Below are 26,877 nucleotides of genomic sequence, written 5' to 3'. Positions count from 1 at the left end.
CGGGTGTCCCGTGCGCCGCCCTCGGCGTGTGGCGTTCGTTACGCCGCGAGCCTCGCCAGTGCCGCGTCGATGCGGGCCAGCGTCCTCTCCTTGCCCAGGACCTCCAGGGACTCGAAGAGGGGCAGGCCGACCGTGCGGCCGGTGACTGCGACGCGGACCGGGGCCTGGGCCTTGCCGAGCTTGAGGCCGTGCGCCTCGCCGGCGGCCAGGACGGCCTCCTTCAGGGACTCCGCCGAGGTCCAGTCGGCCGCCTCCAGCTTCTCGCGCGCCGTGCGCAGGAGGTCGTCGGATCCCTCCTTCATCGCCTTCGTCCAGGACGCCTCGTCGAAGACCGGCTCGGGCAGGAACAGGAAGTCGACGTTGTCGGTGATCTCGGACAGGACCTTCAGACGGGTCTGCGCGTGCGGGGCGATCGCCTGCCACTTGGCCTCGTCGAAGTCCTCCGGCGCCCAGGGCGCGACCGGGGGCTTCAGCCACGGGCGGCAGCGCTCGGTGAAGTCCTTGACCTCCAGCATCCGGATGTGGTCGGCGTTGATCGCCTCGCACTTCTTGAGGTCGAAGCGCGCCGGATTGGGGTTCACGTCCTCGATGTCGAAGGCCGCGACCATCTCCTCGATCGAGAAGATGTCCTGGTCCGCGCTGAGCGACCAGCCCAGCAGGGAGAGGTAGTTGAGCAGGCCCTCGGGCAGGAAGCCGCGCTCGCGGTAGAGGTTGAGCGAGGCCTGCGGGTCGCGCTTGGAGAGCTTCTTGTTGCCTTCGCCCATGACGTACGGCAGGTGGCCGAAGGCCGGGGTCCGCTTGGCGATGCCCAGCTCGGTCAGCGCCTTGTACAGGGCGATCTGGCGCGGGGTGGAGGAGAGCAGGTCCTCGCCGCGCAGGACGTGGGTGATGTCCATCAGGGCGTCGTCGACCGGGTTCACCAGCGTGTACAGCGGGGCCCCGTTGGCGCGCACGATGCCGTAGTCCGGCACGTTCTCCGGGAGGTAGCTGATCTCGCCGCGGACCAGGTCGGTGAAGGTGATCGGCTCGTCGGGCATACGGAAGCGGACGATCGGGGAGCGGCCCTGGGCCTTGTACTCCTCCACCTCGGCCTCGCTCAGGTCGCGGCAGTGGCCGTCGTAGCCGGACGGCCTGCCCTCGGCGCGCGCGGCCTCGCGCCGGGTGTCCAGCTCCTCCTGGGAGCAGTAGCAGTGGTAGGCGTGGCCGGCCTCCAGGAGCTTCGCGGCGACGTCCTTGTAGAGGTCCATGCGCTGCGACTGGCGGTACGGCGCGTGCGGGCCGCCGACCTCGGGGCCCTCGTCCCAGTCGAAGCCCAGCCAGCGCATCGCGTCGAGGAGCTGGTTGTAGGACTCCTCGGAGTCGCGGGCCGCGTCGGTGTCCTCGATGCGGAAGACCAGGGTGCCCTGGTGGTGCCGGGCGAACGCCCAGTTGAACAGGGCGGTGCGGACCAGGCCCACGTGGGGGTTACCGGTGGGCGAGGGGCAGAAACGGACGCGTACGGGTGAGCCGGATGCGCTAGCCACGCTTGACAACCTTGTTGGTGAGAGTGCCGATGCCTTCGATGGTGACGGCGACCTCGTCGCCGACGTTCAGGGGGCCGACCCCAGCGGGGGTGCCGGTGAGGACGACGTCGCCGGGGAGCAGCGTCATGGCCTCGGTGATGTTGACGATCAGGTCCTCGATGGGGTGGATCATCTCGCTCGTGCGGCCGAGCTGGCGCTGCTCGCCGTTGACGGTGAGCTGGACGGTGAGGTCGCCCGCGCGCTCCAGGTCCAGGCCGGTCTCCACCCAGGGGCCGAGGGGGCAGGAGGAGTCGAAGCCCTTGGCCCGCGCCCACTGCTTCTCGCGCCTCTGCACGTCGCGGGCGGTGACGTCGTTGGCGCAGGTGTAGCCGAAGATCACGTCCTTGACGCGCTCGCGCGGGACCTCGCGGCACATGCGCCCGATGACGACGGCCAGCTCGGCCTCGTGGTGCAGTTCCTGCGAGAAGGACGGGTACTGGATCTCGTCCCCGGGTCCGATCACCGAGGTGGAGGGCTTGAAGAAGGCGAAGGGGGCGTCGGGCACCGCGTTGCCCAGCTCGCGGGCGTGCTCGGCGTAGTTGCGGCCGAACGCCACGACCTTGTTGGGGAGCACCGGAGGGAGCAGCCTGACCTTGCTGAGCGGCACCTTCGTCCCGGACAGCTCGTGGTCCGTGAACGGGATGCCCTTGATGATGTCGAGGACGAGTTCGTCCTCCTTGTCGCCCTCGACCGCGCCGAAGGCTACGTTCCCGTCGATGGAGAACCTGGCGATGCGCACGGGATCCTTGCGCCCCTCAACTAGAACCGGCGTACTGACGCCCCAGGTTAACCGGTCGGGCCGCCCGGTGTTCGGGCAGTACGGCGTGGCGGGTTTTCACAGCCGGTGGATCACGGCTTCGTGATCCCGAATTTCCGCGGGATTAAGCGGTCGGAACTTTCGTGCATTACTCAGGGAATTCCCCGGACGCCCGCGTCCGTGCGGGCCGCGCCGCCCGGGGCCCGGCCCCTCCCACGAGGGCGCGCGACCGGGCCGGCGGGGCGGGCACCGCCCCCCGGACACGGGCCCGGGCCCGCCGCGTACCGGCCTCCGGGAAATCCGTCGCGGACGGCGGCCCGGCGCATCGGAACGGACGGCCGGGAATCCGGCGGGCGGGAAATGGGACCGGGGAGTGAAACCCGCCGAAAAGCGAGCGCGGCCCGGAGATCATGTGATCTCCGGGCCGCGCTCGGTGTGGCGGGTCGCGCTCGGTGTGGCGGGTCGCGCTCGGTGTGCCGGGTGCCGGGTCCGGCTACTCGCCGGCCGGGGCGGCGGCGCCCACCGGGACCTCCATGAGGACGGTGCGCCGCGGGTTGGCCGTCTGGGCCGGGAGGTCGATGGAGTGCTCCGGCAGCTCCGGCGTCTGCAGGTCGTCGGCGTCCTCGAGGTGCGCCAGCGTCGTGCGCCGCGGGTTGGCTATCGTGCGGAACATCATCGTCGTCTTCACCGTTGTCATCCTGTGGCTGCTGGTGGGTTGACAGGGCATCTCATCCTGTAAAGCGCAAGGCTAAACATCGGATTCCCCGTCACGGACGTGAACTCCACAAGTTCTCCATGTGAGTTTGCTCACCACCTCATAGACAAACCGGTCATTCCCGACTCCCATCTCCTCCCGGAGAAACGGACATTGACCCCTTGAAGCGCTCATTCCGCTCCCGATCATGGCGACTGGGACACCGGGCACCGAGCAGCGCGCGACAGTGGTACGCCCGTTTTGTACGAGATCGACTTACACGGGTCGTAGCCTGAGCCTCACGTTCCGTCACGTAGGTCACAGCTCGGCTCACGGCCCTTGTTGGAGATCCGGCACTGTGCTGGAATTCCACGGACCGCCGCGGGATCGAGCCGGCGCAAGGGGCGCGACGCAGCGCCGAGTGGCGGCGAGATAGGGGGAACCAGCGCCGGGTCACTCAAGACCACCGGGGGGCGTATTCAGGGCGCTCTCCAAGACGCCGACACCGTGTCCCTCCGTTCGCGCGGAGGGGCGCCTGGTCCAGAGGTTGCGACGCTAGTGCAGGGACGTTTCAAGAGGGATGGCAGCGCTTCGGCGGAGCCGGAGGCGCACGGCGGGACCGACCGCGGTTCCTCCCCCCAGCACGCCCAGAATCCGGGCGCGGCCCAGCCCGGTGACGGCGGTGAGCGCTCCGGGCGACCCGGCGCGCCCTCCTCGGCGGGCCCGGCCGGTCAGGCGAAGGCCCAGGCCCCCGCTCCGCCCGTGAAGCCGGCCGGCAGGAACCCGAGCGGCCCCGGCTCGCGCGTGGCCCTGCGCAACTGGCGCATCTCCACGCGCCTGGTGTCGCTGCTGGCGCTCCCCGTCGTCGCGGCGACCTCGCTGGGCGCGCTGCGCATCAGCGACTCGATGGACGACATCCAGCAGCTCGACAACATGAAGCTGCTGACGGACATGACCAAGCAGGCGACCGAGCTGGCCATGGCGCTCCAGGACGAGCGCGACCAGTCCGCCGGTCCGCTGGCGCACGGGCTGAAGCCGACCGACTACACGGTCAAGGGCTACCAGGACAAGACCGACCGGGCCCGGGAGAACTTCCTCGACTCCTCCGAGCAGATCGACGAGGCGAGCAAGAACGGCAACCTCCAGGGCGTCCGCGACACCCTGGTCAGCCTCGCCAACCAGCTCGACGGCCTCGCCAAGATCCGCCAGGACGCCTACAAGTCGAAGAACAACTCGACGCAGACGGTCGAGGCGTACCACCGGCTGATCACCCAGCTGATCGACCTCTCCCAGTCCATGGCCGAGGCGTCCAGCAACCCGGAGATGATCTCGCGCACCCGCGCCCTGGCGGCCTTCTCCAGCGCCAAGGAGTACGCCTCCGTGCAGCGAGCCGTCATCGCGGCGGCCCTGACCTCCAGCAACACCTCCAAGGGCGAGCTGTCCAAGAACGACCAGCTCTACGGCAAGTCTGCGAACGAGAGCGAGAAGTCGCAGATCGCGATCTTCCGCAAGATCTACAGCAGCCAGAACCCGGACGAGCTGCTCAAGCCGATCGAGGACACCAACCCGACGATCCAGGCGGCGGACCTGTACGCCAAGCGCGTCCTGGAGTCCCCCGGCGGCCTCAACGACCTGCCGGCGCGCTCCTACCGCGACTGGGTCGACGACAGCTCGACCAAGATCCAGCAGATGAAGAACATCGAGCACACGCTGCTCGAGGACATGGAGCAGAAGGCCCGCGAGCTGAAATCGTCCTCCGAGCAGGAGGCGATCCTCTCCGGTGCGCTGATCCTCATCGTGCTCGGCGTCTCGCTGGTCGGCGCCTTCGTCGTGGCCCGGTCCATGATCCGCTCGCTGCGCCGGCTGCAGGACACGGCCACCAGGGTCGCCCAGGACCGGCTGCCCGAGCTGGTCAAGCAGCTCTCCGAGTCCGACCCGCAGGACGTGGACACGTCCGTGGAGTCGGTCGGTGTGCACTCCCGGGACGAGATCGGCCAGGTGGCCGCGGCCTTCGACGACGTGCACCGCGAGGCGGTCCGCCTCGCCGCCGAGCAGGCCCTGCTGCGGGGCAACGTCAACGCGATGTTCACCAACCTCTCGCGCCGCTCCCAGGGTCTGATCCAGCGTCAGCTCTCGCTCATCTCCGAACTGGAGTCCCGCGAGGCCGACCCGGACCAGCTCTCCTCGCTGTTCAAGCTCGACCACCTCGCCACCCGCATGCGCCGTAACGGTGAGAACCTCCTCGTCCTCGCGGGTGAGGAGCCCGGCCGCCGGTGGACCCGCCCGGTCCCGCTGGTCGACGTGCTCCGCGCCGCCGCGTCCGAGGTGGAGCAGTACGAGCGCATCGAGCTGGCCGCCGTGCCGACCACCGAGGTCGCCGGCCGCGTGGTCAACGACCTCGTGCACCTCCTCGCCGAGCTGCTCGAGAACGCCACCTCCTTCTCCTCGCCGCAGACCAAGGTCAAGGTCACCGGTCACGCGCTGCCCGACGGCCGCGTCCTGATCGAGATCCACGACACCGGTATCGGCCTCTCCCCCGAGGACCTCGCGGCGATCAACGAGCGGCTCGCCTCGCCGCCCACCGTGGACGTGTCGGTCTCCCGCCGCATGGGTCTGTTCGTGGTCGGCCGTCTGTCGCAGCGCCACGGCATCCGCATCCAGCTCCGCCCGTCCGACTCCGGTGGCACGACCGCGCTGGTCATGCTGCCCGTGGACGTGGCCCAGGGCGGCAAGAAGCCCGCTCCGGGCAAGCCCGGCGCGCCCGCGGCGACCGGCGGCCCGGCCGCCGCTCAGGCCGCGGCCGGTGCCTCCGCCGCCCGCCGGAACAACGGCGGCGGCCAGGGCGGCGCCCTCGGCGGTGCGCCGTCCGCCGGACGCCTCGGCGCCGGACCGGGCCAGCGCGGCCAGGTCGGCTCCGGCCAGGGCCCGCGGGCCGCGCTGCCCGGCACGGGCCAGGGCGGCCGTCCCGGTGCGCCGGGCCAGGCGCGCGGCCCGCAGGGTCCGGGCGGCCCGCAGCAGGGCCGGCCGGCTCCGGCCGGGGCCGGCGCGGCCGGCTTCGGCGGTCAGACGCCGGGCGCCGGACCGGGCCAGCAGGCCGCGGGCGGCCCGCAGCAGGACATGTTCGGCGGCCGCGGTCCGGCGGCGCCCCGCGGTGGCGCGGGCGCCCAGGACCAGGGCCGTCAGCCCCAGCTTCCGCCGCGCGGCGGCGCCCGGGCCGAACTGCCCGGCGGCAACCCGCAGTCCGGTCCCGCGGACTGGCGCGGCAACGCCCAGGCCCCGATGTCACGTGCCTCGCTGGACGCCCCGCGCGGCCACGACGAGCAGGACCCGGCGCAGACCTCGCACCTGCCGCGCCTGGACGACCGGCAGGGCCCGGGCGCGACGGCGGAGATGCCGCGGATCGACGCCCAGGGTCCGGCCTCCACCGGCGAGTTCCCCCGCCCGGACTTCGCGGGCAACGGCTCCACCGGCCAGTTCGCGCGCCCCGGCGCCGACGCCGCGCAGCAGACCGGCCAGTTCCAGCGTCCGTCCGGCCCGCAGGACACCGGCCAGTACGGTCAGCAGGGCGGCACCGGCCAGTACGGCCAGCAAGGCGCCACCGGCCAGTACGGCCAGCAAGGCGCCACCGGCCAGTACGGCGGCCAGCAAGGCGGCACCGGCCAGTACGGCCAGCAAGGCGCCACCGGCCAGTACGGCCAGCAGGGCGGCACCGGCCAGTACGGCGGCCAGCAAGGCACCACCGGCCAGTACGGCGGTCAGCAGGGCGGCACCGGCCAGTACGGTCAGCAGGGCGCCACCGGCCAGTTCGTCCGCTCCGACGTCTTCGGCACGTCGGCGGCCGGGCAGCAGGACCCGCAGAGCACCGGCCAGTTCGCGGCCCCGCAGGGTTACGACGGCGGCTCCACCGGTCAGCACGCGCTGCCCGACCGCCAGAACCCGGCCGGCACCGGACAGTTCGAGCGGCCGCAGCCGGGGGGCCGCGCCGACTTCGGCGCGCCGCGTCCCCCGGCCCCGCAGCCGCAGCCTCCCGTCCGCCGCGAGCCGGAGGCGCTGCCGCCGGCCACCGGTCCGGGCGACGGCCGCACCCCGCTGTTCGACACGCTGGAGACCAACTGGTTCCACGGTCAGCAGAGTCAGCCGGACAGCACCCCGGCCGCGGCGCCGCAGCAGCAGGCGTCCGCCCCGCAGCGTTCCGCCGCAACCGGTTCCTGGCGCACCTCGCCGAACGACGAACTCGTCCGGCAGGCGGAGCGCGTACGGCAGCCCGCGGCGGGCGGCGTCACCACCTCAGGCCTGCCGCGCCGGGTGCCCCGGGCCAACCTCGTCCCGGGCACGGCTCAGCAGCAACAGCACCAAAGCGGTCCGCAGGTCTCGCGTGCGCCCGACGAGGTACGCGGCCGGCTGACCAATCTCCGTCGGGGCATCGCTCAGGGCCGTCAGGCCGGCAGCGGCCAGACCGGCAGCTTCCCGAGCCCCACTCACCAGCAGGAGCGTTAGTTGAGTCCGATGAGCCAGGCGGCACAGAACCTGAACTGGTTGATCACCAACTTCGTGGACAACACCCCCGGGGTGTCGCACACGGTGGTGGTCTCCGCCGACGGCCTTCTGCTGGCCATGTCCGAAGGCTTCCCGCGTGACCGCGCGGACCAGCTCGCGGCCGTCGCGTCCGGCCTGACCTCCCTGACGGCCGGGGCCTCCCGGATCTTCGAGGGCGGCAACGTGGCGCAGACGGTCGTGGAGATGGAGCGCGGGTTCCTCTTCCTGATGTCCGTCTCGGACGGGTCTTCCCTCGCGGTCCTGGCCCACCCCGAGTGCGACATCGGCCTGGTCGGCTACGAGATGGCACTGCTGGTCGACCGCGCAGGGGCGGTACTCACCCCGGACCTGCGCGCCGAACTCCAAGGCAGTCTGCTTCACTGACCGGCCCCGGCACCACCCACCTCACAAAAACACCGTCCGGCCGCCACAATCCCCCCACCGGCCTCATCCGACGGCTTGACTGACCGACTTGCTGTCCCGCCCGGAGGATTCATGACCCCGCCCACCGCCTCTCATGATCCGTACGCGGAGCCGTACGGGGACGAGGGCGACCAGCCGCTGGTACGTCCGTACGCGATGACCGGTGGCCGGACCCGGCCGCGCTATCAGCTCGCCATCGAGGCACTGATCAGCACCACGGCCGACCCGGCAGCGCTCATGGGACTGCTCCCGGAACACCAGCGCATCTGCCACCTCTGCCGTGAGGTCAAGTCGGTCGCGGAGGTGTCGGCGCTGCTGGCCATGCCGCTCGGCGTGGCCCGGATCCTGGTGGCCGACCTCGCAGAGGCCGGCATGGTCGCCATCCACCAGCCGGGTGGCGACGAGAACAACGGCGGCGCTCCGGACGTGACGCTGCTCGAAAGGGTGCTCAGTGGACTTCGCAAGCTCTGACGCGGGCCGGGCCACCACCTCCGCGAAGATCGTGGTGGCGGGCGGCTTCGGCGTGGGCAAGACCACGTTCGTGGGCGCCGTCTCGGAGATCAACCCGCTGCGCACAGAGGCCGTCATGACGTCCGCTTCGGCCGGCATCGACGACCTCACCCACACCGGTGACAAGACCACCACCACGGTGGCCATGGACTTCGGCCGCATCACTCTGGACCAGGACCTGATCCTGTACCTCTTCGGTACACCCGGTCAGGACCGCTTCTGGTTCATGTGGGACGACCTGGTGCGCGGCGCGATCGGCGCGGTGGTCCTCGTGGACACCCGCCGCCTCGCCGACTGCTTCCCGGCCGTCGACTACTTCGAGAACAGCGGCCTGCCCTTCGTCATCGCCCTCAACGGGTTCGACGGTCAGCAGCCCTACACCCCCGACGAGGTGCGGGAGGCGCTGCAGATCGGGCCGGACGCGCCGATCATCACCACGGACGCCCGCCACCGCGCGGACGCCAAGAGCGCGCTGATCACGCTCGTCGAGCACGCGCTCATGGCCCGCCTGCGGTGACAGTCAAGTGAAACGTGCCGTACGGCAGTTGCCGTAGCGCAAGCGGAGCCGGCTGTGGCCTTTGACACGGTCGGCTCCGGTGTTCATAACAGTTCGGCAGAGGAATCACCGTTCTTCACCACGCGACGCGGTCGCGCGGTGTCGCTGTGCGCACGACCGCCCCGTCTTTTGGCGGGGCTCGCTCTGTATGCCCGTTTTATCTGGGGCTTACGTCACTCGGAACCTCAGGTTCCGAGTGTTTGGAAGAGCGGATGCCGCCGTGCTGGAATGCCTGAACTGCCTATTAGTCAATGACGTACTGAGTGGTCGATGACGAACCGGGCTCTGAGAGACTGCGGCACGACGAAGGTGCCGACCGCCGAGAGGTTGTTGGTCGAGTGAGGCGAAGCAAGAACGGTCCCGAGCCGTCGGCGCGGGGCAACTTCACCCCGCCGCCGCGCGTTGCGGCGCCCGCCCCTGTGCCGGGTGCCGAGCCCTCGGCCGCTCCCCCGGCCGGTGGCGGCCGTTTCTCACCGCGTAACTGGCGGGTGCCGACCCGGCTGAACGCGATCCTGCTCATACCCGTGATGGTCGGTCTCGTCATGGGCGGCTTCCAGGTGAAGAGCTCGATCGACACCTGGAACGAGGCCCGGGACGCGGAGAACACCGCCCGCCTGGTGCGCGCCGCCCTCGGCTACGCCGACGCGCTGGAGAACGAGCGCGACGTCACCGCCGCCCCGCTGCTGCTGGGTAACCAGAAGGACGTCGTCACCGCGGCCCGCAAGCAGACTGACCAGGCCGCCGCCACCTTCCACCAGGTGGCGCAGAACGTGCCGGACAAGCCCGGGCTCAAGCGCCGGCTCGAGCAGTTCAAGCAGGCCGAGCCCGAGCTGCAGACCCTGCGCCGGGTCGCGTACACCAAGAAGACCACCGGTGTGAAGACCGAGGAGGGCTACGTCAACGTGGCCCACCCGCTGATGGAGTTCGCCAACGAGCTCGGTCTGGGCACCGGCAACATCACCTCCTACGGCCGTACCGTCTACGCCATGTCGCTGACCAAGGCGGCGCTGTCGCTGGAGCGGTCGATCGGCATGCACCTGCTGGTCAAGCCCGGCCCGGACGACCCCAACCTGGCCACCCAGCGGGTGGCCCTGTCCTCCTACGCCTACCTGGAGCGCATCGCCCTCGAGGAGTACCTCGGCGGTGGCACCGACGAGGACGCGCAGAAGCTGACCGACGCGCAGGCGAAGATCAGGACGGACGGCGCCGCGCTGGTCGCGCAGGAGAAGCAGAGGGACCCGAAGTACGTCGCGCCGCCGTCCAAGCCGAACGCGATGGTCGCGGCGCTGGCGACGATGCAGGACACCTCCCCGCTCACCCGCCAGCAGATGGCCGCGGGCGGTGTGACGGCCCAGAACTGGTGGGCGGTCAACACCCTCAAGTACAAGGCCTACCGCCAGATCGAGTCGGACCTCGCCGACAAGGCCGTGAACGAGGCCTCCGGCATCGCCGGCGACGCCCAGACCTCGGCCATCACCACCGGCGCCGTGGTCGTCGTGGCCCTGCTCCTCGCCTTCATCCTGGCCGGCGCCGTGGCCCGGCAGATGAGCCGCTCGATGCGCCAGCTGCGCAACGCCGCGTTCGGCATCGCCGAGCAGCGCCTGCCGATGCTGGTCGACCAGCTCTCCCGTACCGACCCGGGCCGGGTCGACACCCGGGTGGCCCCGATCCCGATCCACACCAAGGACGAGATCGGCGAGGTCGCCCGCGCCTTCGACCAGGTCCACCGCGAGGCGGTCCGGCTCGCCTCCGAGCAGGCGCTGCTGCGGGGCAACATCAACGCGATCTTCACCAACCTCTCCCGCCGCAACCAGTCGCTGATCGAGGGCCAGCTGACCCTGATCACCGACCTGGAGAACAACGAGGCGGACCCGGACCAGCTCGAGAACCTCTTCAAGCTGGACCACCTGGCCACCCGTATGCGCCGCAACGGCGAGAACCTGCTGGTCCTCGCCGGCGAGGAGCCCGGCCGCCGCTGGGACCAGCCGGTCCCGCTGATCGACGTACTGCGCGCCGCCTCCTCCGAGGTGGAGCAGTACGAGCGCATCGAGCTGTCCGGCGTCCCGGAGGCCGAGATCCACGGCCGCGCGGTCACCGACCTCGTGCACCTGCTGGCCGAGCTGCTGGAGAACGCCACCACGTTCTCCTCGCCGCAGACCAAGGTGCGCGTCACCGCGACCCGGCTGCCCGACGGCCGCGTCATGGTCGAGATCCACGACAAGGGCATCGGCCTGACCGCCGAGGACTTCGCGGACATCAACCACAAGCTGGCCAACCCGCCGACCGTGGACGTCGCGATCTCGCAGCGCATGGGTCTGTTCGTGGTCGGCCGGCTGTCCGACCGGCACGGCATCCGGGTCCAGCTCCGCCCCTCGGGCGAGCAGGCCGGCACCACCTCGCTGGTCATGCTGCCGGACGCGATCACGCACGGCGGTGGCGGCGAAGCCCCGCTGGACCGCGAGGAGTTCACGGTCTCCCAGATCATCCCGGAGCAGCAGTTCCGCGGTGAGGACTTCGCCCAGGTGCAGCAGCCGATGCGCACCGCCGCCGAACTCGGCTTCGACGACAGCCGCTACTCGGAGGTCCCCGACGACCTCCGCGACCTGGACCCCGTCGGCCGCTCCCTGATGCGCGAGGAGCGCCGCGCCGCGCTGGAGGCCCAGACGCACGGCGAGCCGCAGCCGGAGCCGGACGGCCAGCAGTACGCGGACGAGTTCGACGCCCGGCAGGCCGGGTACGACGGCGCCGCCGGGTTCGGCGAGCAGCCCGCCCAGCCCGCCGCCTTCGACGGACAGCAGGCGTACGGCGACCAGGGCCAGGGGTACGAGGAGCACCGCGGCGCCGGGTACGAGCAGTCGTACGACGGCCAGTACTACGCGCCGAACGGCGGCATGCCGCGGGACGACGGCTTCGCCGCGAACGGCGGCGGCTACCCCGAGCCCGCGTATCCGGAGCCGGCCCAGGAGGAGCGGACGCCCGCGCACGGCTCCGCCGCCGACGCCTTCGGCTCCTACGAGGGGCAGTCCTACCAGGACGACTGGCCGCAGCAGGACAGCTACCAGAACGGCTACCCGGCCCATTACGCTCCGGAAACGGAACCGCAGGCCACTGACGCGAGTGAGCGCAACGGCGTAGGCTTCGACCGTCCGGGAGCGGATTCTCCCGTCGCCCACGGGATGACCGACGCCGGTCTGCCCCGCCGCGGGTCCGCGAGCGGTCCCGGCGGCTCGAACGGCGCCGGACGCACCCAGCCGGAGGCGCCGGCCCCCGCGGCGAACACCCCGGGGAGCAACGGCGACAGCGGCTGGCGTTCGGCCAACGACGAGCGCTGGCAGCAGGCTTCGGCGCTCCGCAAGCCCAAGGCCGGCGGAGTGACCGCCTCCGGTCTGCCCCGGCGGGTACCCAAGGCCAACCTGGTCGAGGGCACCGCCGAGAGCACCCCTCAGGGGGGCCCACAGGTCTCCCGCGCCCCGGAGGACGTCCGGGGCAGACTGAGCAACCTGCGCCGGGGCGTCCAACGCGGACGCAGCGCAGGCAGTGAAACGAACGGCCAGGCCACCAGTAATCAGCACAGTGGTCCTGACAGCACCTACAACCAGGAGCGTTAGTGTGAGCCCGATGAGCCAGGCGGCACAGAACCTGAACTGGTTGATCACCAACTTCGTGGACAACACCCCGGGGGTGTCCCACACGGTGGTGGTCTCCGCCGACGGACTCCTTCTGGCGATGTCCGAAGGGTTCCCCCGCGACCGCGCGGACCAGCTCGCGGCCGTCGCCTCCGGCCTGACCTCCCTGACGGCAGGCGCCTCCCGCATCTTCGAGGGCGGCAGCGTGAACCAGACGGTTGTGGAGATGGAGCGGGGATTCCTCTTCATCATGTCCATTTCCGACGGTTCCTCGCTGGCCGTCCTGGCCCACCCGGAAGCGGACATCGGCCTCATCGGGTACGAGATGGCACTTCTGGTGGACCGCGCGGGCACGGTTCTCACCCCGGATCTCCGTGCGGAGCTCCAGGGAAGCCTTCTCAACTAACAGACGAACGGTGCGTATTCGCGTCCCGGGGCCGTAAGGTTTCGGGACGCGGCTCCACGCGGATGGGTGCCCGGCACAGTCGGAGGAGGAGAAAGTGGCAACACCCCCAGGCGGTTCGCATTCGGGCAACTGGTCGTACGGCCCTGCCCAGGGCCAGAACGACGGTTCGGCGAACCGGTACGGCTTTCCCTCCACCCCTGCTCACCGCCAGCCGTACGCGCCGCAGGGCCCCGGGCCCTCGCCGTACGACCAGCCGCCGGCCCCGCGGATCCAGCCGGTCCAGCCGCAGCGCCGCCCGGAGCCCGCGCCGGCGTCCGCATCGAACAACCCCCTGGTGCGTCCGTACGCCATGACCGGTGGCCGCACGCGCCCGCGCTACCAGCTCGCCATCGAGGCACTGGTGCACACCACCGCCGCTCCGCACCAGATGCAGGGCCAGTTGCCCGAGCATCAGCGGATCTGCAACCTGTGCCGGGAGATCAAGTCGGTGGCCGAGGTCTCGGCCCTGCTCACGATCCCCCTCGGCGTCGCCAGGATTCTCGTCGCCGACTTGGCGGAGGCGGGCCTGGTCGCCATCCATCAGCCCGGCGGCGACGAGAACGCCGGTGGCCAGCCAGACGTGACACTGCTCGAAAGGGTGCTCAGTGGACTTCGCAAGCTCTAGCGGCGGTCCTTCCCGCTCCACCACCTCCGCGAAGATCGTGGTGGCGGGCGGCTTCGGCGTGGGCAAGACCACGTTCGTCGGCGCCGTCTCGGAGATCAACCCGCTGCGCACAGAGGCCGTCATGACGTCCGCTTCGGCCGGCATCGACGACCTCACCCACACCGGTGACAAGACCACCACCACGGTGGCCATGGACTTCGGCCGCATCACCCTGGACCAGGACCTGATCCTGTACCTCTTCGGTACACCCGGTCAGGACCGCTTCTGGTTCATGTGGGACGACCTGGTGCGCGGCGCGATCGGCGCGGTGGTCCTCGTGGACACCCGCCGCCTCGCCGACTGCTTCCCGGCCGTCGACTACTTCGAGAACAGCGGCCTGCCCTTCGTCATCGCCCTCAACGGGTTCGACGGCAACCAGCCGTACGGCCCGGACGAGGTCCGCGAGGCCCTGCAGATCGGCCCGGACACCCCGATCATCACCACGGACGCCCGCCACCGCGCGGACGCGAAGTCGACGCTGATCACCCTGGTGGAGCACGCCCTGATGGCGCGGCTCCGCTAGGCGACCGACCGCACGCGGAACCCCGCGCCCCCGCTGGGGGCGCGGGGTTCCGCGTTCTGCCCGGCGCGCGCAGCGAGATCCACCGGCGCGGGCAGCGGAAAGGGCCCCTCCGAGCGGAGGGGCCCTTTCCGGTGTCCTGGGCGGGCGGCCGTGGGCCGGGCGCGGGTCAGCCGTGCCAGCTGTGCGGGGCGCGGAAGCCGGGCTCGCGGTCCAGGCGGCGCCAGCCGGCCTTGGCACGGCCGCGGTGCACGGGGGCGGCCGGCTGGGCCGCCGCACGGGCGAGGAGGACGGCCGTGATGGCGGCGACTTCCTCGGGCTCGGCGTGGCCCTTCTCGACGCGGATTTCAGTGTTCATGGGTGTCAGTCTCCGTCAGGAAGAGGTCCGCGGGGTTGCCGCGACGGGTCCGCTCGGTTACTGCGGCGGGTTGCCGTGCTTGCGGGAGGGCAGGTCGGCGTGCTTGGACTGCAGCATCGCCAGCGACTTCACCAGCACCTCGCGGGTCTCGGCGGGGTCGATCACGTCGTCGACCAGGCCCCGCTCGGCCGCGTAGTACGGGTGCATCAGCTCGGCCTTGTACTCCTTGACCATCTTCTGCCGCATGGCCTCGGGGTCCCCGGCATCGGCGATCTGGCGGCGGAAGATGACGTTGGCCGCGCCCTCGGCGCCCATCACGGCGATCTCGTTGGTGGGCCAGGCGTAGGTGAGGTCGGCGCCGATCGACTGGGAGTCCATCACGATGTACGCACCTCCGTAGGCCTTGCGCAGGATCAGCGAGATCCTCGGCACGGTGGCGTTGCAGTAGGCGTACAGCAGTTTGGCGCCGTGCCGGATGATTCCACCGTGCTCCTGGTCGACGCCGGGGAGGAAGCCGGGTACGTCCAAAAGAGTGATGATCGGGATGTTGAAGGCGTCGCACATCTGTACGAAGCGGGCGGCCTTCTCGGACGCCTCGATGTCCAGCACGCCCGCCAGCACCTGGGGCTGGTTGGCGATGATGCCCACGACCTGGCCGTCCATCCGGGCCAGCGCGCAGATGATGTTGCGCGCCCAGCGCTCGTGGACCTCCAGGTACTCGCCGTCGTCGACGAGCTCCTCGATGACCTTGGTCATGTCGTACGGGCGGTTGCCGTCCGCCGGGACCAGGTCGAGCAGGACGTCGGAGCGGCGCTCCACCGGGTCCGTGGATTCGGTCCGGGGCGGGTTCTCGCGGTTGTTCTGCGGCAGGAGCGACAGGAGGTAGCGCACCTCGGCGATGCACGTCTCCTCGTCGTCGTAGGCGAAGTGGCAGACGCCGGAGGTCTCGGCGTGCACGTCGGCGCCGCCGAGCCCGTTCTGGGTGATCTCCTCGCCGGTGACCGCCTTGACGACGTCCGGGCCGGTGATGAACATCTGCGAGGTCTCGCGGACCATGAAGACGAAGTCCGTCAGCGCCGGGCTGTAGGCGGCGCCGCCCGCGCACGGGCCGAGCATCACGGAGATCTGCGGGATGACACCGCTGGCCTTCGTGTTGCGCTGGAAGATGCCGCCGTAGCCGGCGAGGGCGGAGACGCCCTCCTGGATGCGGGCGCCCGCGCCGTCGTTGAGGGAGACCAGCGGCGCGCCGGCCGCGATGGCCATGTCCATGATCTTGTGGATCTTCGTGGCGTGGGCCTCGCCCAGCGCGCCGCCGAAGATCCGGAAGTCGTGGGCGTAGACGAAGACCGTGCGGCCCTCCACCGTGCCCCAGCCGGTCACGACACCGTCGGTGTACGGCTTCTTGGCCTCCAGGCCGAACCCGCTCGCCCGGTGCCGGCGCAGCTGCTCCACCTCCTGGAAGGATCCCGGGTCCACGAGCAGCTCGATGCGCTCCCGCGCCGTCAGCTTGCCCTTGGCGTGCTGGGCAGCGGTCGCCTTCTCGCTGGGACCGGCCACGGCCCGCGCACGGATCTCGTGCAGCTCGGCGACCCGCCCGCGCGCGTCCGCCGGCTCCGCGGTCGGCTCACCCGTCGTCTCTTCCAAAACGGTCATGTAGTGACCTTACGAAGGACACCAAGGAAAGCGAGCCGTCGACTCCGTACAGTCTCCGGACCGTTTTCCTGGTAGCAGTGAACAGAACCAGAGCGACATGCAGCCGTTCCGACTGCTCAGAGGGCGCTCGGGTTGTAGGGGGGCCACAAAGCCGTCACCCGAGAGCCACCTCACATCGATGGACGGCACATGCCTTCCCCGGAGTGACGCGGAGCCTCAGACGGCCGTCCGCCAAGTGGACGTCCACGGTGTCGTCGGCGTGGACGACCGAGCGCACCGGGCGGTCCCAGACGATCTCCAGCGGCGTGCCCGTGCGGGGCGGCTCGCTGATCCACAGCGTAGCGCTCCGGCCCCGGCGGCGGACGAGCACGCTCGCGCCCGCGCCGGCGGACAGACCGCCCGCCGTGCCGGCCGCCCAGAAGTTGACCGCGGTCAGGCCGAGCGAGGGCACGGCCACCGCCTGGCGGCGGGCGTCGTTGGCGAGGACGCGCAGCCAGCGGCGGTCGGCGGCCCGCGCGGCGACCTCGCCACGGGTGGCGCCGGGCATCAGCACGTAGACGTAGTCCGCGCCGTCCGGATCGGTGCCGTGGTCGAGCCAGAGGGTCTGCCAGCGGCGGGTGCGCCGCTCGTCGGTGCTTGTGGTGTTGATGTCCGACCAGGAGCCGGTGCGGTCCTCGCGCAGGGTGCGCAGCTCGCCGCCGCGCGGCAGCAGCCAGCCGCCGTGGTCCTGCAGATGGGCCCAGCCGGGACCGCGCACGAAGGTCTGGGCGCCGCCCTCGCCGAGGTTGCGGTTGTCGACGACCGTCTCCACCGGGACGCCGTCGGCACAGCTGATCCCGGCGCCGAGGCAGACCACCGCGTCGACGAGGAAGAACCAGGACTTGCGGGCCTCGAGCGTGGACTCGAGGCCCTTCAGGTGCTGGCCCACGGCCGCGTACTCGCCGTCGGTCGTGCCGCCGACCCAGCGGACGTCCGGCCTGGGCGCGCCCCACTCGCCGCCGGCCCGGTCGGCCAGGCGCCTGGTGGAGACGGTGGTGCCGGGCAGCCGGTACCAGTCGACGGTCGGCCAGTACCAGTCCGTGTACTGATCGGACCGGCCGGACCGGCCGCCGCGCCCGCCGGCCCACCAGGAGAGCATCCCGGAGCCGGTGTGCCAGCCGCGCGGGTTCTCGCCGTTGCCGCACTCGTAGTGGGCGATGCGGTCGCCGGCCATGGACAGCGCGGCGGTGAAGCGGGGCCCGCGGTGGACGGCCCGGTCCATGGCCGGGAAGAGCCGGTGGCCGAGGGGCTCCGGGGCCGCGGGCACCGGTGAGGCGGCGACGGCGTGCAGCCGGGCCAGGTCCGCGACGCCGAACTGGGGGGCCGTCAGCAGCGGTGTCACGGTGTCCCGTTCGATCCAGCCCTTGACGAGGCCGTACCAGCGTTCCCGCTCCGTCTCGCCCGCACCGCCGGCCAGCAGGGCGACGGCCGCGATCAGCGCCTGGCCGTGGTAGTGGTCGCTGCGCATGACGCGCGAGTCGTCGCCGAGCAGCAGACCCCGGCTGACGGCACGGCCGTTGACGCAGTCCATCACCAGTCCGTCGTGGATCAGCGGGGCGAAGGCGTGCTCCACGCTGTCCAGGACGTTGCGCCGGGCGGGATCGGTGATCTCCCACGGGGAGCCGGCGAGCAGGGCGAGGAGCCGGCCCAGGCCGTCCAGCAGGACCTGGCCGTACGTGCCGGAGTAGGCGACCCAGGTGTGCTGCACGAAGGAGCCGTCGGCGTAGAGGCCGTCGCCCTCGGTGACGTGCGGGAAGACCGGCGAGAGGGCGTCCCGGGCGAGCGCGAGGCGGTCCGCGGACCGGCCGAGGACGCCGCGCAGGGCGACGGATCGGCACAGGTCGACGCGGTTGGCGCCGGTGGAGGTGCCGGAGTACTCGGTGAGCATCGCGTCCGGGATGAAGTGGTCGACCGCGGCGCAGGCCGACGCGACCCGGTCCGCGCCGAGCCGGTCATGGAGGGCGGCCGTGATGTCGGTGAGCAGCCGGGGGCTGCCGATCTGCCATTCCCACCAGTTGCCGTAGCGCGTGGTGGCCGGGTTGTAGACGGTCGCCGAGAGGTGGTCGAGTCCGCGGAGCACGCCGGCGAGGAGGGCGTCGTCGCCGGTGACCCCGGTGCCGGGCTGGACGTACGCCTGGGCCATGGCCCACAGGCGTCCGTAGCTGAAGGTGATCCCGGCGGGCGGATCGAAGGGGTGGCCGGGCCACAGGGAGCCGGCCGCGGGGGCCATGCCGGCGTGGAAGTCGCGTGCCATCTCGCCGAGCCGGGCCAGGCGTGAGGCGTACGGCTCGGCGGCCGGGTCGTATCCGGTGCCGAGCGCGATGCCGAGCCAGCGCAGGCGGAGGGTGTCGAAGGGGTCGGCGCCGGCCGCCGCGCGGGCCGCGGGGGCCGCGGCAGCGGTGAGGGCGGCGGCCAGCAGCAGTGCGCGTCGGCTCACTCCCGTGCTCATGCGGCCGGTCACCGCCCTCCCGGCTCAGCAGCCGCCGCAGTTGTAGTACAGGACGTCCCAGTGGCTGCCCTCGTCGGCGTAGATGTTGCCGGAGCCGGACTGGTACTGCGGGGCGCCGTCGCCACGCAGGCCGATGTAGCTGAAGTTGTTCTTGATGTACGAGGTGACGCAGGTGTTCTTGCCGTAGTCGAGCTTGTAGCCGTTCCAGTGGGAGTAGGTGCCCGAGGCGTGGCCGGTCTCGGTGCCGCCCGTGATGTTGAGGGCGCAGCCGCTGGCCTTCTTCAGGGTCTGGGCGCCCTGGGCGGTGGCGAGGTTGAGCTGCTCGAAGGACGTACAGGTGGAGTTGTTCCGGTCGGAGCAGTTGCCGGAGGACGACCAGGTGATGCCGGAGGCGCGGAACATCCCGGTGGCGGTCGCGTGACTGATCTTGGTGACGGCGAAGGCGTCGGTGGCGGTGCCGACCACGGCGACGCCGGGGGCGACGACGAGGGCGAGCGCGGTCAGGACGGAGCGGGCCTTCAGGGCCTTGGTGGCCTTCATGGGGAGAGACCTTCCTGCGGTGGGCCGGAATTCCTGTGGAGCGGCTGTGCAGGTGGTGCGGCTGTGCACGGAGATGGTGCCCGAGTTCTACGCGCGTTCGCCAGAGGGCGTCAGCCGGTTACCCGGAGTTGTTCCGGGAACACGTGGCGGATGATGTTAAAAAGTCAACGGAATAGGTCTACGGTCGAAGTCGTTAGGCTAGTTGAACGTTAAACAGAAACCCCGTCGCGGCTTCCCCACGGAGCCGCGGCCGTCCCCAAGGAGAACGCCATGGGCATCTTCGGCCGCAAGGAAAGCACCCCCGAGACCACCGCCCCGGCCGCCGCCGGCCCCGAGCTGGCCGCGCTGACCGGCGACTACACGGTCGACCCGGCGCACACCACGATCGGCTTCGTGGCCCGCCACGCCATGGTCACCAACGTCAAGGGAAGCTTCCAGGAGTTCAGCGGCGCGCTGCACCTGGACGGCGCCGAGCCCACGAAGTCCACCGCCTCCCTGGACATCAAGATGGACAGCATCGACACCGGCAACGCCGACCGCGACGGTCACCTGAAGTCCTCGGACTTCTTCAAGACCGACGAGTTCCCGGAGATGACCTTCCGCTCCACCAAGGCCGAAGCCCTCGGCGGCGACGACTACCGCATCACCGGCGACCTCTCCATCCTCGGCGTCACCAAGCCGATCACCATCGACCTGGAGTTCAACGGCGCCGCGAAGGACCCCTTCGGCAACGAGCGCGTCGGCTTCGAGGGCAAGGCCGAGATCCTGCGCTCCGAGTGGGGCCTGACGTGGAACGCGGCCCTGGAGACCGGCGGCGTCCTCGTCTCCGACAAGATCAAGCTGGTCTTCGACATCTCGGCCATCAAGAACGCCTGAGCCGACGGCGCCCGGACCCGCCCCCGCGGGTCCCTCCCGAGCCGCGCCCGCCCTCCACTCCCCCGAACGGGAGGGCGGGCGCCGTCATGCGCGGGACCGGTTCAGAAACCCATGCGCGGGACCGGTTCAGAAACCGCCTCCGAAGTCGCCGCCACCGCCACCGCCGTCGCCGCCACCGAAGTCGCCGCCGTCGCCGTCGCCGAAGCCGCCGCTGAAGTCGCCCGGGTCGAAGTCGGCGCCGGAGGCGTCGCCGCCCTGGTAGCCGGCGGCGCCGAAGTCGCCCTGGCCGGCGCCGTCGCCGTAGGCGTAGGACGGCGTGGACATCATGCCGCCGAGCAGCGTGCCGACCAGCAGGCCGGGCAGGATGCCGCCGCCGAAGTAGCCGCCGGCCCAGGGCCCGTAGGCGGGACCGGCGTCCCAGTAGGGGCGGCGGCCGTGCTCGGTGTCGACCTCCCGGACCGCCGGGTCGCGGCCGTCGGCCAGGCGGGTGGCGTCGGCGGCGCAGACGGGGACATCCCGGGGGCTGCCGCCCGGCGGGGTCCAGGCCGCGTCGGTGACGGAGGGGCCGTGGCGGGGGTCGAAGAAGCAGGGCGGCCTGCGCTCCGGCAGGGGGCGGCCCTCCCGGCGGGCGGCCAGTCGGGCCAGGGAGAAACGCCCGTCCTCCAGGGCCTCGGTGACCGGACGCACGTCGTCGGGTCCGCGCGCCCCGGCCATGTACTGCTTGGCCTTGTCGTAGGCGTCCAGAGCCCGCGCGTAGTCGGCGCGCATCGCGTCGTCCGCGCCCGGCTCTGCCGGGTGGAAGTCCAGCCGGTCCAGTTCCTCGCCGAACGCGGTGATGTCCTCGTCGACGACCACCCGCAGCCGGTCCAGCGCGGCCCGCTGCTCCTCGGCACGACGGCGGCGGTTGCGGCGGACCAGGGTGTAGGCGCCCGCGCCGCCGGCCACCAGGACGACGGCCGCCGTGATCAGCACCGTGCTCGACGCGCCCCCTCCACCGCCCTGACCGCCCCAGCTCGCGGGGGCGTGGCCGCCCATGTTGGCCAGGGCGCGGTCGGTGAAGTCGGTGAGCTGGGTCCTGGCGTCCTCGCCCTGGACGCTGGCGACGAGGTTGCGCACGGCGGTGCGGGAGAGGACGGAGGAGTCCGCGCGGGCGTCGAAGCGGTTGCCGAGCCGGACGGCGTACAGGCCGGTGATGCCGGTGGCCGTGCGCAGTTCGGAGAAGAGGTTCGCGGTGGGGTACCCGGCGGGCAGGACCGTGATGAACAGGGGCTTGCCTGCGCCCTCGACCCGCTTGGCGAGCCCGTCGGCGTCGGCTCCGGACAGCTGCCCGGAGGCCGCCGGGTCGACGTAGACCGGGCCCTTGCGCAGGGCCTGCGCGATGGTGGACACGCCGGTGGCCGCCGTCGCGCCCGGAGCCAGGGTGGTCGCGATCACCAGCGCCAGTACGGCCAGCAGCAGCGCCGGGAGGCTTCGGGTCCGGAGGACGGCCTTCACCCTCCGAAAGTACCCGAAGCCTCCCCTGCCAGTCATGCGCGCGGCTCGCCGGGAGGGCTCACGCGGCCCGGTAGGCCTCCGTGAGCTTCTGCACCGCCTTTCCGTAGTGGCCGGTCAGCAGCAGGTGGTCGGCGTCGGCGAAGGGCCTGGCCACCGCCGCCGTCATCCGCTCGCCCACCTCGTGCTGGACGATCAGCCGTGCCCGGGTGACCAGTTCCCGGCCGGCCCGGCCGGCGCCCGTCCGCTCGGCCGCCGCTGCCGCCGCCCCGAGCGCCCGCAGGGTGGCCGCGCCGCCCCGCGGGACGTGGGTGAGCGTGGTCAGGCCCCAGCCGTAGGGGAACTGCGGGTCGTACGACGTGTCGCCGACGTTGATCGGCAGCTGGGACTCCGAGCGGGGCCAGGTGACCGGGAGCTGCCCGGTGAAGGGCCGCCTGCCGTACAGGACGTCGGCGACGCCGGCGCCCTCGGTGCCCGGCAGCCACGAGGCGACCAGCGCGTCGATCCGGCCGAGCCGGTCGCCGACGAGCTGCGGGCGCCCGGAGACGATCAGCACCGCGCACTTCATGGCCGCGCACACCTTGTCCACGGCGGCCTGGTCGGCGGCCGAGAGCGTGAGCCGGTGGCCGTTGCCGACGTCGCCGACCCCTTCCGCGTACGGCGTCTCGCCGACGACGACCACTCCGGCGTCGTAGCCGTCGGTGGGCGCCGAGGCGTCCTTGGAGTACGTGACGTCCCCGCCCGCCTCGCGCATGCCGTCCAGGATCGTCGTGCCGGGGACGGTGTTCCCGGAGCCGCCCTGCCAGGTGACGGTCCAGCCGCCGGTCTGGTTGCCGATGTCGTCGGCGTTGGACCCGGCGACGTAGACCTTCTCGCCCTTCCTCAGCGGCAGCAGCCCGCCGCTGTTCTTCAGCAGCACCTGCGACTCGGCCGCCGCCTGACGGGCCACCGCCCGGTGCGCCGGGGAGCCGATGGCGGCGGCGCCGCGCGTGTCGGCGTACGGGTGCTCGAAGAGGCCGAGCCGGAACTTCTGGGTGAGGATGCGGGAGACGGCGTCGTCGATCCGCCGCTCGCCGATCCGTCCGGCCCGCGCCTCGTCGACGAGCGTGCCGGTGAAGTCCTTGTAGGAGTACGGCACCATCATCATGTCCAGACCCGCGTTGACCGAGGTCCGGACGTGGGAGGCGTAGTCGCCGGGGAGCTGGTCGATGGCGTTCCAGTCGCTGATGACGAACCCGTCGAAGCCCATGCGGCCCTTGAGGACGCCGTTGATCATGTCGCCCCGGGCGTGCATCTTCACCGGGCCCTGCCCGTCGCCGATGACGTCGAGCGAGGAGTACGACGGCATGACCGTGCCGACGCCCCGGTCGACGGCGGTCCTGAACGGCGCCAGGTGCACGGCCTCGAGCTCCTGCCGGGTGACCTTGGTGACGCCCTGGTCGATCGTGTAGGTGCCGGTGGTCGAGGAGCCGTACCCGGTGCCGCCGTCGCCGACGAAGTGCTTGGCGGTGGCGAGCACCTTGTCGCCGCGGCTGAGGTCCCTGCCGTCGGCCCGGCCCTGCAGGCCCTGGACGACGGTCTCCATCGACTCGACGAGCGCCGGGTCCTCGCCGAAGGACTCGTAGGAGCGTCCCCAGCGTTCGTCGCGGCTGACGCACAGGCAGGGCGCGAAGTCCCAGGGGATGCCGGTGGCCCGGACCTCGGCCGCCGTCACCGCCCCGGTCTTCTCGGCCAGCCGGGGATCACGGGTGGCGCCGAGGCCGACGTTGTGCGGCATGATCGTGGCGCCGACCAGGTTGTTGTGACCGTGCACCGCGTCGACGCCGTAGATCAGCGGGATCTGGAAGCGGGTCGCCTGTGCCCGCAGCTGGAAGCCGTCGATCATCTTCGCCCAGGCGCCGGGGGTGTTGGGTGTGGGCGTCGAGCCGCCGCCGGACAGGACCGAGCCGAGCGCGTAGCCGGCGATGTCCCCCGGGTCGGTCAGGGCGCCGCGTTCGGCCTGGGTCATCTGGCCGGCCTTCTCCGCCAGGGACATGCGGCCGAGCAGGTCCGCCACCCGCTTCCGCACGGGCAGCTTCGGGTTCAGGTAGGGCAGTCCGTGGGCGTCGATGACGACCTGCGGCGTCTCGGCGGGCGCCTTGGCGCCGGTCACCGTGAGTTTCAGCGGGACGGTCTCCGCGGGCTCCGCGGTCTTGTCCCGGAGGGTGGGCACCCGGACGGTCCGCGAGGCGCCGGAGGCGGTGCCGGCCGGGAAGGTGAGGGTGCCGGAGACCGGGGTGTAGTCCCTGCCGGGGGCGGCGGTGCCGCCCGCCGTCGTGTAGGCGACGGTCACCGGCTCCTCCAGGGGCCGGGCCCCGGTGGTGGTCACGGTGACCCCGACCTTCGCCGTGCCGCCCTCCTCGACGGGGTACACGGCCGCGCCGGTGGTGACCGAGGCGCGCAGCGACTGGTCGGCCCTGCCGTACAGCTCCACGCCGTCCATGGCGAACCGGCCCTTGACGCCGGTGGGCAGCGTGACCGCGTACCCCCACATCCGGTCGAGGCCGAGCACGTGGTCGATGCCGCCGACGGGCTGGTAGTCCGTGCGATAGGTGAAGTCGGTGAACGGGATCTCGATCTGTTTCCAGCCGGTGAAGTCGTCGGTGAAGGAGGTGGTCCACAGTTCGGAGGCCTCGCCGTGGGCGCCGCCGTCCTTGATCTCGAAGGCGACCTTGCGGCCGTTGTCCTGGCCCTCCCACCAGAACCGGATGCCCCGGTGGGCGGACCAGTCGTGGCCCGGCTCGCCGGCGGCGAAGTCGTGGGTGAAGCCGCCGTAGCCGCTGATGTCGTAGGTGCCGGTGAGCACCTTGGCGCCCTCGGGGGCGTCGGGGCGGGCGGCCAGCTCCAGGGCGGGCGGGTCGTCCGTGTCGCCGCCCCAGGTGAAAATGCCCTCGGCGGGCTGGGCGGCGAAGGGGACCTCCCCCTCGAAGCGGTCCACGGACACGGGGGCGGGGTCGTCGGCGGCTCGCGCGGTCGCCCAGGGGAGCAGCCCGGTGAGGAGTGCGGCGGAGACGAGCAGGGCGGTTCTTCGCATGTACCTTCCCTCGGCTCTTGATTCACTCATGACTTAGATCACGTCGTGAGTTAACTGGGCCCACACGGCGTCGTCAATACTTCACGTCAGAAGTGGTGCGGGGTCAACGAGCGGCCGGAACACGGCGGTTGTGCGTTCGGGAGCTGAATGCGCGACCCCTTGACGCCTCCCCGAAGCCGTCATTTACTCACGGCTCGCACGCCTCCCCACCCCCACCTCCCGAAGGGCGGCGCTCCATGAGACGACCCCTGCGCACGGCCCGGCTGCTGCTCGCCGGCCTGCTCACCACCGCCGGGCTCACGGCCCTCGGCATGCCCTCGGCGCACGCGGCCGGCGAGCAGGTCACGGCCTGGCTCACCACCACCGACGACTCCGGCGGACGGCACGTCGTGCGCGGGCTGCAGGCCCAGACACCGTTCGCCTTCCAGTCCGGGGCCGGCGGCGCCGGCGAGAACATCACGGTCGACGAGAACACCCGCTACCAGACCTTCACCGGCGGCGGCGCGTCCTTCACCGACACCGCGGCCTGGCTGATGAACAGCAGCGGCGCGCTCTCCCCGGCCACGCGGGACGCGGCCATGCGGAAGCTGTTCTCGCCGACGGACGGCATCGGACTGTCGTTCCTGCGCAACCCGATGGGCGCCTCGGACCTGGCGCGGTACGGGTACACCTACGACGACGTGCCGGCCGGGCAGACGGACCCCGGCCTGAACAGCTTCTCCATCTCGCACGATCTCGCCGACGTCGTCCCGCTGACCAAGCAGGCCCTGCAGCTCAATCCCTCCCTGACCGTCATGGCCTCGCCCTGGACGGCCCCGGCCTGGATGAAGGACAGCGGCTCGCTCAACGGCGGCTGGCTGAAGGCCGAGGACTACGGGGCCTACGCCGCGTACTTCGTGAAGTACCTGCAGGCGTACCGGAACCAGGGCGTGAACGTCTCCTACGTCACCCCGCAGAACGAGCCGACGTGCTGCTCGGGCTACCCGTCGATGAGCTGGAACGCCTCCGGCATCCAGTACTTCCTCAAGAGCGAGCTGCTGCCCAGGCTCCAGTCGGCGGGCCTGACCACCAAGGTCCTGGCGCACGACTGGAACTGGGACGTCTACGACTCCTACGCGGCGCAGAGCGTCGACGACGCGGCGATCCGCAACCACCCCAACTTCGGCGGCATCGCCTGGCACGGCTACGGGGGCGACGTGTCCAAGCAGACCGCCGTCCACAACCAGTACCCGAACCTGGACGCTTTCGGCACCGAGCACTCCGGCGGCACCTGGATCGCCAACCAGCAGCGCGAGGACATGAACAACATCATCGACTACACGCGCAACTGGGCCAAGTCGGTGACCAAGTGGTCCCTGGCGGTGGACCAGAACATGGGTCCGCACAACGGCGGTTGCGGCACCTGCACCGGGCTGGTCACCGTGCACAACGGCGACGGGGCCAGCGGGACGGTCGACTACACCGTCGAGTACTACACGATGGGCCACCTGACCAAGTTCGTCCGGCCGGGCGCCCAGCGCATCGCCTCGACCGCGTCGAGCGCCGTGCCGAACGTGGCGTGGCGCAACCCGGACGGGAGCAAGGCGCTGATCGCCTACAACGACTCGGCGTCGGCGAAGACGGTCACCGTCAACTGGGGCGGGCAGCACGCCACCTACTCGCTGCCCGGCCGGACCTCGGCCACCTTCACCTGGGCCGGCACCCAGTCCGGCGGCTCCGCGCAGAGCGGGTCCTTCGTCGGGCTGGCCGGCAAGTGCCTCGACGTGGCGGGCGGTTCTAACGTGAACGGCACGGCGGTCCAGCTCTACGACTGCAACGGCAGCGCGGCGCAGAAGTGGACGGTCGCGGCCGACGGCTCCGTCCAGGCGCTCGGCAAGTGCCTCGACGTGACGTCCGCCTCGACGGCCGACGGGGCGAAGGTGCAGTTGTACGACTGCAACGGAACCGGTGCCCAGCGGTGGTCGTACGACTCGGCCACGGGTGATGTGGTGAACACGGCGGCCGGCAAGTGCCTGGACGTCACCGACAACTCGTCGGCGAACGGGGCCCGGGCGCAGATCTGGTCGTGCACGGGCGCGGCCAACCAGAAGTGGAAACTGCAGTAG

General features: G+C 71.4%; 19 protein-coding genes. 10 read left to right on the top strand and 9 right to left on the bottom strand.

Features of this window, described 5'->3' with window-relative positions; translation table 11 throughout:
- Positions 1 to 38: 38 nt before the first annotated feature.
- The 3 genes from gltX to ACFQ9Z_RS21805 form a co-directional block, all read right to left on the bottom strand.
- Positions 39 to 1,523 carry a glutamate--tRNA ligase gene (gene gltX, locus ACFQ9Z_RS21815; protein ID WP_383020745.1) on the bottom strand — a complete coding sequence of 495 codons (1,485 nt, stop codon included), beginning with the start codon at positions 1,521 to 1,523 and terminating at the stop codon, positions 39 to 41.
- Positions 1,516 to 2,301, bottom strand: a complete 786-nt coding sequence (locus ACFQ9Z_RS21810; protein WP_383020741.1) for a fumarylacetoacetate hydrolase family protein — start codon at positions 2,299 to 2,301, stop codon at positions 1,516 to 1,518. Before ACFQ9Z_RS21810 ends, gltX begins: the two co-directional genes overlap by 8 nt.
- Positions 2,302 to 2,812: 511 nt before the next feature.
- Positions 2,813 to 3,007: a hypothetical protein gene (locus ACFQ9Z_RS21805; protein ID WP_383020737.1), complete on the bottom strand. Its 195-nt coding sequence runs from the start codon at positions 3,005 to 3,007 to the stop codon at positions 2,813 to 2,815.
- 564 nt (positions 3,008 to 3,571) lie between these two features.
- Between ACFQ9Z_RS21805 and ACFQ9Z_RS21800 the strand changes: the two genes are divergently transcribed.
- The 8 genes from ACFQ9Z_RS21800 to ACFQ9Z_RS21765 all read left to right on the top strand — a co-directional run bounded on the left by ACFQ9Z_RS21800 (position 3,572) and on the right by ACFQ9Z_RS21765 (position 14,296).
- Positions 3,572 to 7,510, top strand: a complete 3,939-nt coding sequence (locus tag ACFQ9Z_RS21800; RefSeq protein ID WP_383020734.1) for a nitrate- and nitrite sensing domain-containing protein — start codon at positions 3,572 to 3,574, stop codon at positions 7,508 to 7,510.
- 9 nt (positions 7,511 to 7,519) lie between these two features.
- Entirely contained in the window at positions 7,520 to 7,933 is a 414-nt protein-coding gene (locus ACFQ9Z_RS21795; RefSeq protein ID WP_003973453.1) for a roadblock/LC7 domain-containing protein, read from the top strand.
- A gap of 111 nt (positions 7,934 to 8,044) precedes the next feature.
- Positions 8,045 to 8,443, top strand: coding sequence for a DUF742 domain-containing protein (locus ACFQ9Z_RS21790; RefSeq protein WP_143635912.1), 399 nt, complete (start codon positions 8,045 to 8,047; stop codon positions 8,441 to 8,443).
- A complete protein-coding gene (locus tag ACFQ9Z_RS21785) occupies positions 8,424 to 8,999 on the top strand; it encodes an ATP/GTP-binding protein (RefSeq protein ID WP_067301226.1) in 576 nt (191 codons plus the stop codon). The genes ACFQ9Z_RS21790 and ACFQ9Z_RS21785 overlap by 20 nt, the downstream gene beginning before the upstream one ends.
- A 377-nt stretch (positions 9,000 to 9,376) precedes the next feature.
- Positions 9,377 to 12,646: a nitrate- and nitrite sensing domain-containing protein gene (locus tag ACFQ9Z_RS21780; RefSeq protein ID WP_383020725.1), complete on the top strand. Its 3,270-nt coding sequence runs from the start codon at positions 9,377 to 9,379 to the stop codon at positions 12,644 to 12,646.
- A gap of 10 nt (positions 12,647 to 12,656) precedes the next feature.
- A complete protein-coding gene (locus tag ACFQ9Z_RS21775) occupies positions 12,657 to 13,070 on the top strand; it encodes a roadblock/LC7 domain-containing protein (RefSeq protein WP_004983065.1) in 414 nt (137 codons plus the stop codon).
- 94 nt (positions 13,071 to 13,164) lie between these two features.
- On the top strand, positions 13,165 to 13,734 hold the full coding sequence (locus ACFQ9Z_RS21770) for a DUF742 domain-containing protein (protein ID WP_143635908.1): 570 nt from the start codon (positions 13,165 to 13,167) through the stop codon (positions 13,732 to 13,734).
- Entirely contained in the window at positions 13,715 to 14,296 is a 582-nt protein-coding gene (locus tag ACFQ9Z_RS21765; protein ID WP_121406158.1) for an ATP/GTP-binding protein, read from the top strand. The genes ACFQ9Z_RS21770 and ACFQ9Z_RS21765 overlap by 20 nt, the downstream gene beginning before the upstream one ends.
- Positions 14,297 to 14,462: 166 nt before the next feature.
- Here the strand turns inward: ACFQ9Z_RS21765 and ACFQ9Z_RS21760 are convergent, their stop codons facing one another.
- The 4 genes from ACFQ9Z_RS21760 to ACFQ9Z_RS21745 form a co-directional block, all read right to left on the bottom strand.
- On the bottom strand, positions 14,463 to 14,651 hold the full coding sequence (locus ACFQ9Z_RS21760) for an acyl-CoA carboxylase subunit epsilon (RefSeq protein ID WP_383020720.1): 189 nt from the start codon (positions 14,649 to 14,651) through the stop codon (positions 14,463 to 14,465).
- A gap of 57 nt (positions 14,652 to 14,708) precedes the next feature.
- Positions 14,709 to 16,304 carry an acyl-CoA carboxylase subunit beta gene (locus tag ACFQ9Z_RS21755; RefSeq protein WP_383020717.1) on the bottom strand — a complete coding sequence of 532 codons (1,596 nt, stop codon included), beginning with the start codon at positions 16,302 to 16,304 and terminating at the stop codon, positions 14,709 to 14,711.
- A gap of 154 nt (positions 16,305 to 16,458) precedes the next feature.
- Positions 16,459 to 18,792: a polysaccharide lyase 8 family protein gene (locus ACFQ9Z_RS21750; RefSeq protein WP_383020714.1), complete on the bottom strand. Its 2,334-nt coding sequence runs from the start codon at positions 18,790 to 18,792 to the stop codon at positions 16,459 to 16,461.
- 24 nt (positions 18,793 to 18,816) lie between these two features.
- A complete protein-coding gene (locus tag ACFQ9Z_RS21745; RefSeq protein ID WP_383020710.1) occupies positions 18,817 to 19,332 on the bottom strand; it encodes a hypothetical protein in 516 nt (171 codons plus the stop codon).
- 270 nt (positions 19,333 to 19,602) lie between these two features.
- Here ACFQ9Z_RS21745 and ACFQ9Z_RS21740 point away from each other — a divergent pair, with 270 nt between their 5' ends.
- Positions 19,603 to 20,208, top strand: a complete 606-nt coding sequence (locus ACFQ9Z_RS21740) for a YceI family protein (RefSeq protein ID WP_383020707.1) — start codon at positions 19,603 to 19,605, stop codon at positions 20,206 to 20,208.
- 126 nt (positions 20,209 to 20,334) lie between these two features.
- Here the strand turns inward: ACFQ9Z_RS21740 and ACFQ9Z_RS21735 are convergent, their stop codons facing one another.
- Both ACFQ9Z_RS21735 and ACFQ9Z_RS21730 read right to left on the bottom strand, forming a co-directional pair.
- A complete protein-coding gene (locus ACFQ9Z_RS21735) occupies positions 20,335 to 21,702 on the bottom strand; it encodes a hypothetical protein (protein WP_383020703.1) in 1,368 nt (455 codons plus the stop codon).
- Between the two features lie 58 nt (positions 21,703 to 21,760).
- Positions 21,761 to 24,772 (bottom strand): carbohydrate binding domain-containing protein, encoded by a 3,012-nt coding sequence (locus ACFQ9Z_RS21730; protein WP_383020700.1) that lies wholly within the window; start codon positions 24,770 to 24,772, stop codon positions 21,761 to 21,763.
- Between the two features lie 236 nt (positions 24,773 to 25,008).
- On the opposite strand from ACFQ9Z_RS21730, the gene ACFQ9Z_RS21725 reads away from it, so the two are divergent.
- Positions 25,009 to 26,877, top strand: coding sequence for a ricin-type beta-trefoil lectin domain protein (locus ACFQ9Z_RS21725; RefSeq protein WP_383020697.1), 1,869 nt, complete (start codon positions 25,009 to 25,011; stop codon positions 26,875 to 26,877).

It is taken from the genome of Streptomyces sp. NPDC056580 (assembly GCF_042793175.1).
In the GTDB taxonomy this organism is placed as follows: domain Bacteria; phylum Actinomycetota; class Actinomycetes; order Streptomycetales; family Streptomycetaceae; genus Streptomyces.
The sequence above is the reverse complement of the archived record's forward strand: the minus strand, read 5'-3'. Positions and strand labels throughout refer to the sequence as shown.

What these genes read in the sequence shown, in the direction of transcription:
- ACFQ9Z_RS21725 (WP_383020697.1), top strand. Translation starts at nt 25,009, where the DNA reads ATGAGACGACCCCTGCGCACGGCCCGGCTGCTGCTCGCCGGCCTGCTC.
- ACFQ9Z_RS21740 (WP_383020707.1), top strand. Translation starts at nt 19,603, where the DNA reads ATGGGCATCTTCGGCCGCAAGGAAAGCACCCCCGAGACCACCGCCCCG.
- ACFQ9Z_RS21745 (WP_383020710.1), bottom strand. Translation starts at nt 19,332, where the DNA reads ATGAAGGCCACCAAGGCCCTGAAGGCCCGCTCCGTCCTGACCGCGCTC.
- ACFQ9Z_RS21750 (WP_383020714.1), bottom strand. Translation starts at nt 18,792, where the DNA reads ATGAGCACGGGAGTGAGCCGACGCGCACTGCTGCTGGCCGCCGCCCTC.
- ACFQ9Z_RS21755 (WP_383020717.1), bottom strand. Translation starts at nt 16,304, where the DNA reads ATGACCGTTTTGGAAGAGACGACGGGTGAGCCGACCGCGGAGCCGGCG.
- ACFQ9Z_RS21790 (WP_143635912.1), top strand. Translation starts at nt 8,045, where the DNA reads ATGACCCCGCCCACCGCCTCTCATGATCCGTACGCGGAGCCGTACGGG.
- ACFQ9Z_RS21760 (WP_383020720.1), bottom strand. Translation starts at nt 14,651, where the DNA reads ATGAACACTGAAATCCGCGTCGAGAAGGGCCACGCCGAGCCCGAGGAA.
- ACFQ9Z_RS21775 (WP_004983065.1), top strand. Translation starts at nt 12,657, where the DNA reads ATGAGCCAGGCGGCACAGAACCTGAACTGGTTGATCACCAACTTCGTG.
- ACFQ9Z_RS21730 (WP_383020700.1), bottom strand. Translation starts at nt 24,772, where the DNA reads ATGCGAAGAACCGCCCTGCTCGTCTCCGCCGCACTCCTCACCGGGCTG.
- ACFQ9Z_RS21795 (WP_003973453.1), top strand. Translation starts at nt 7,520, where the DNA reads ATGAGCCAGGCGGCACAGAACCTGAACTGGTTGATCACCAACTTCGTG.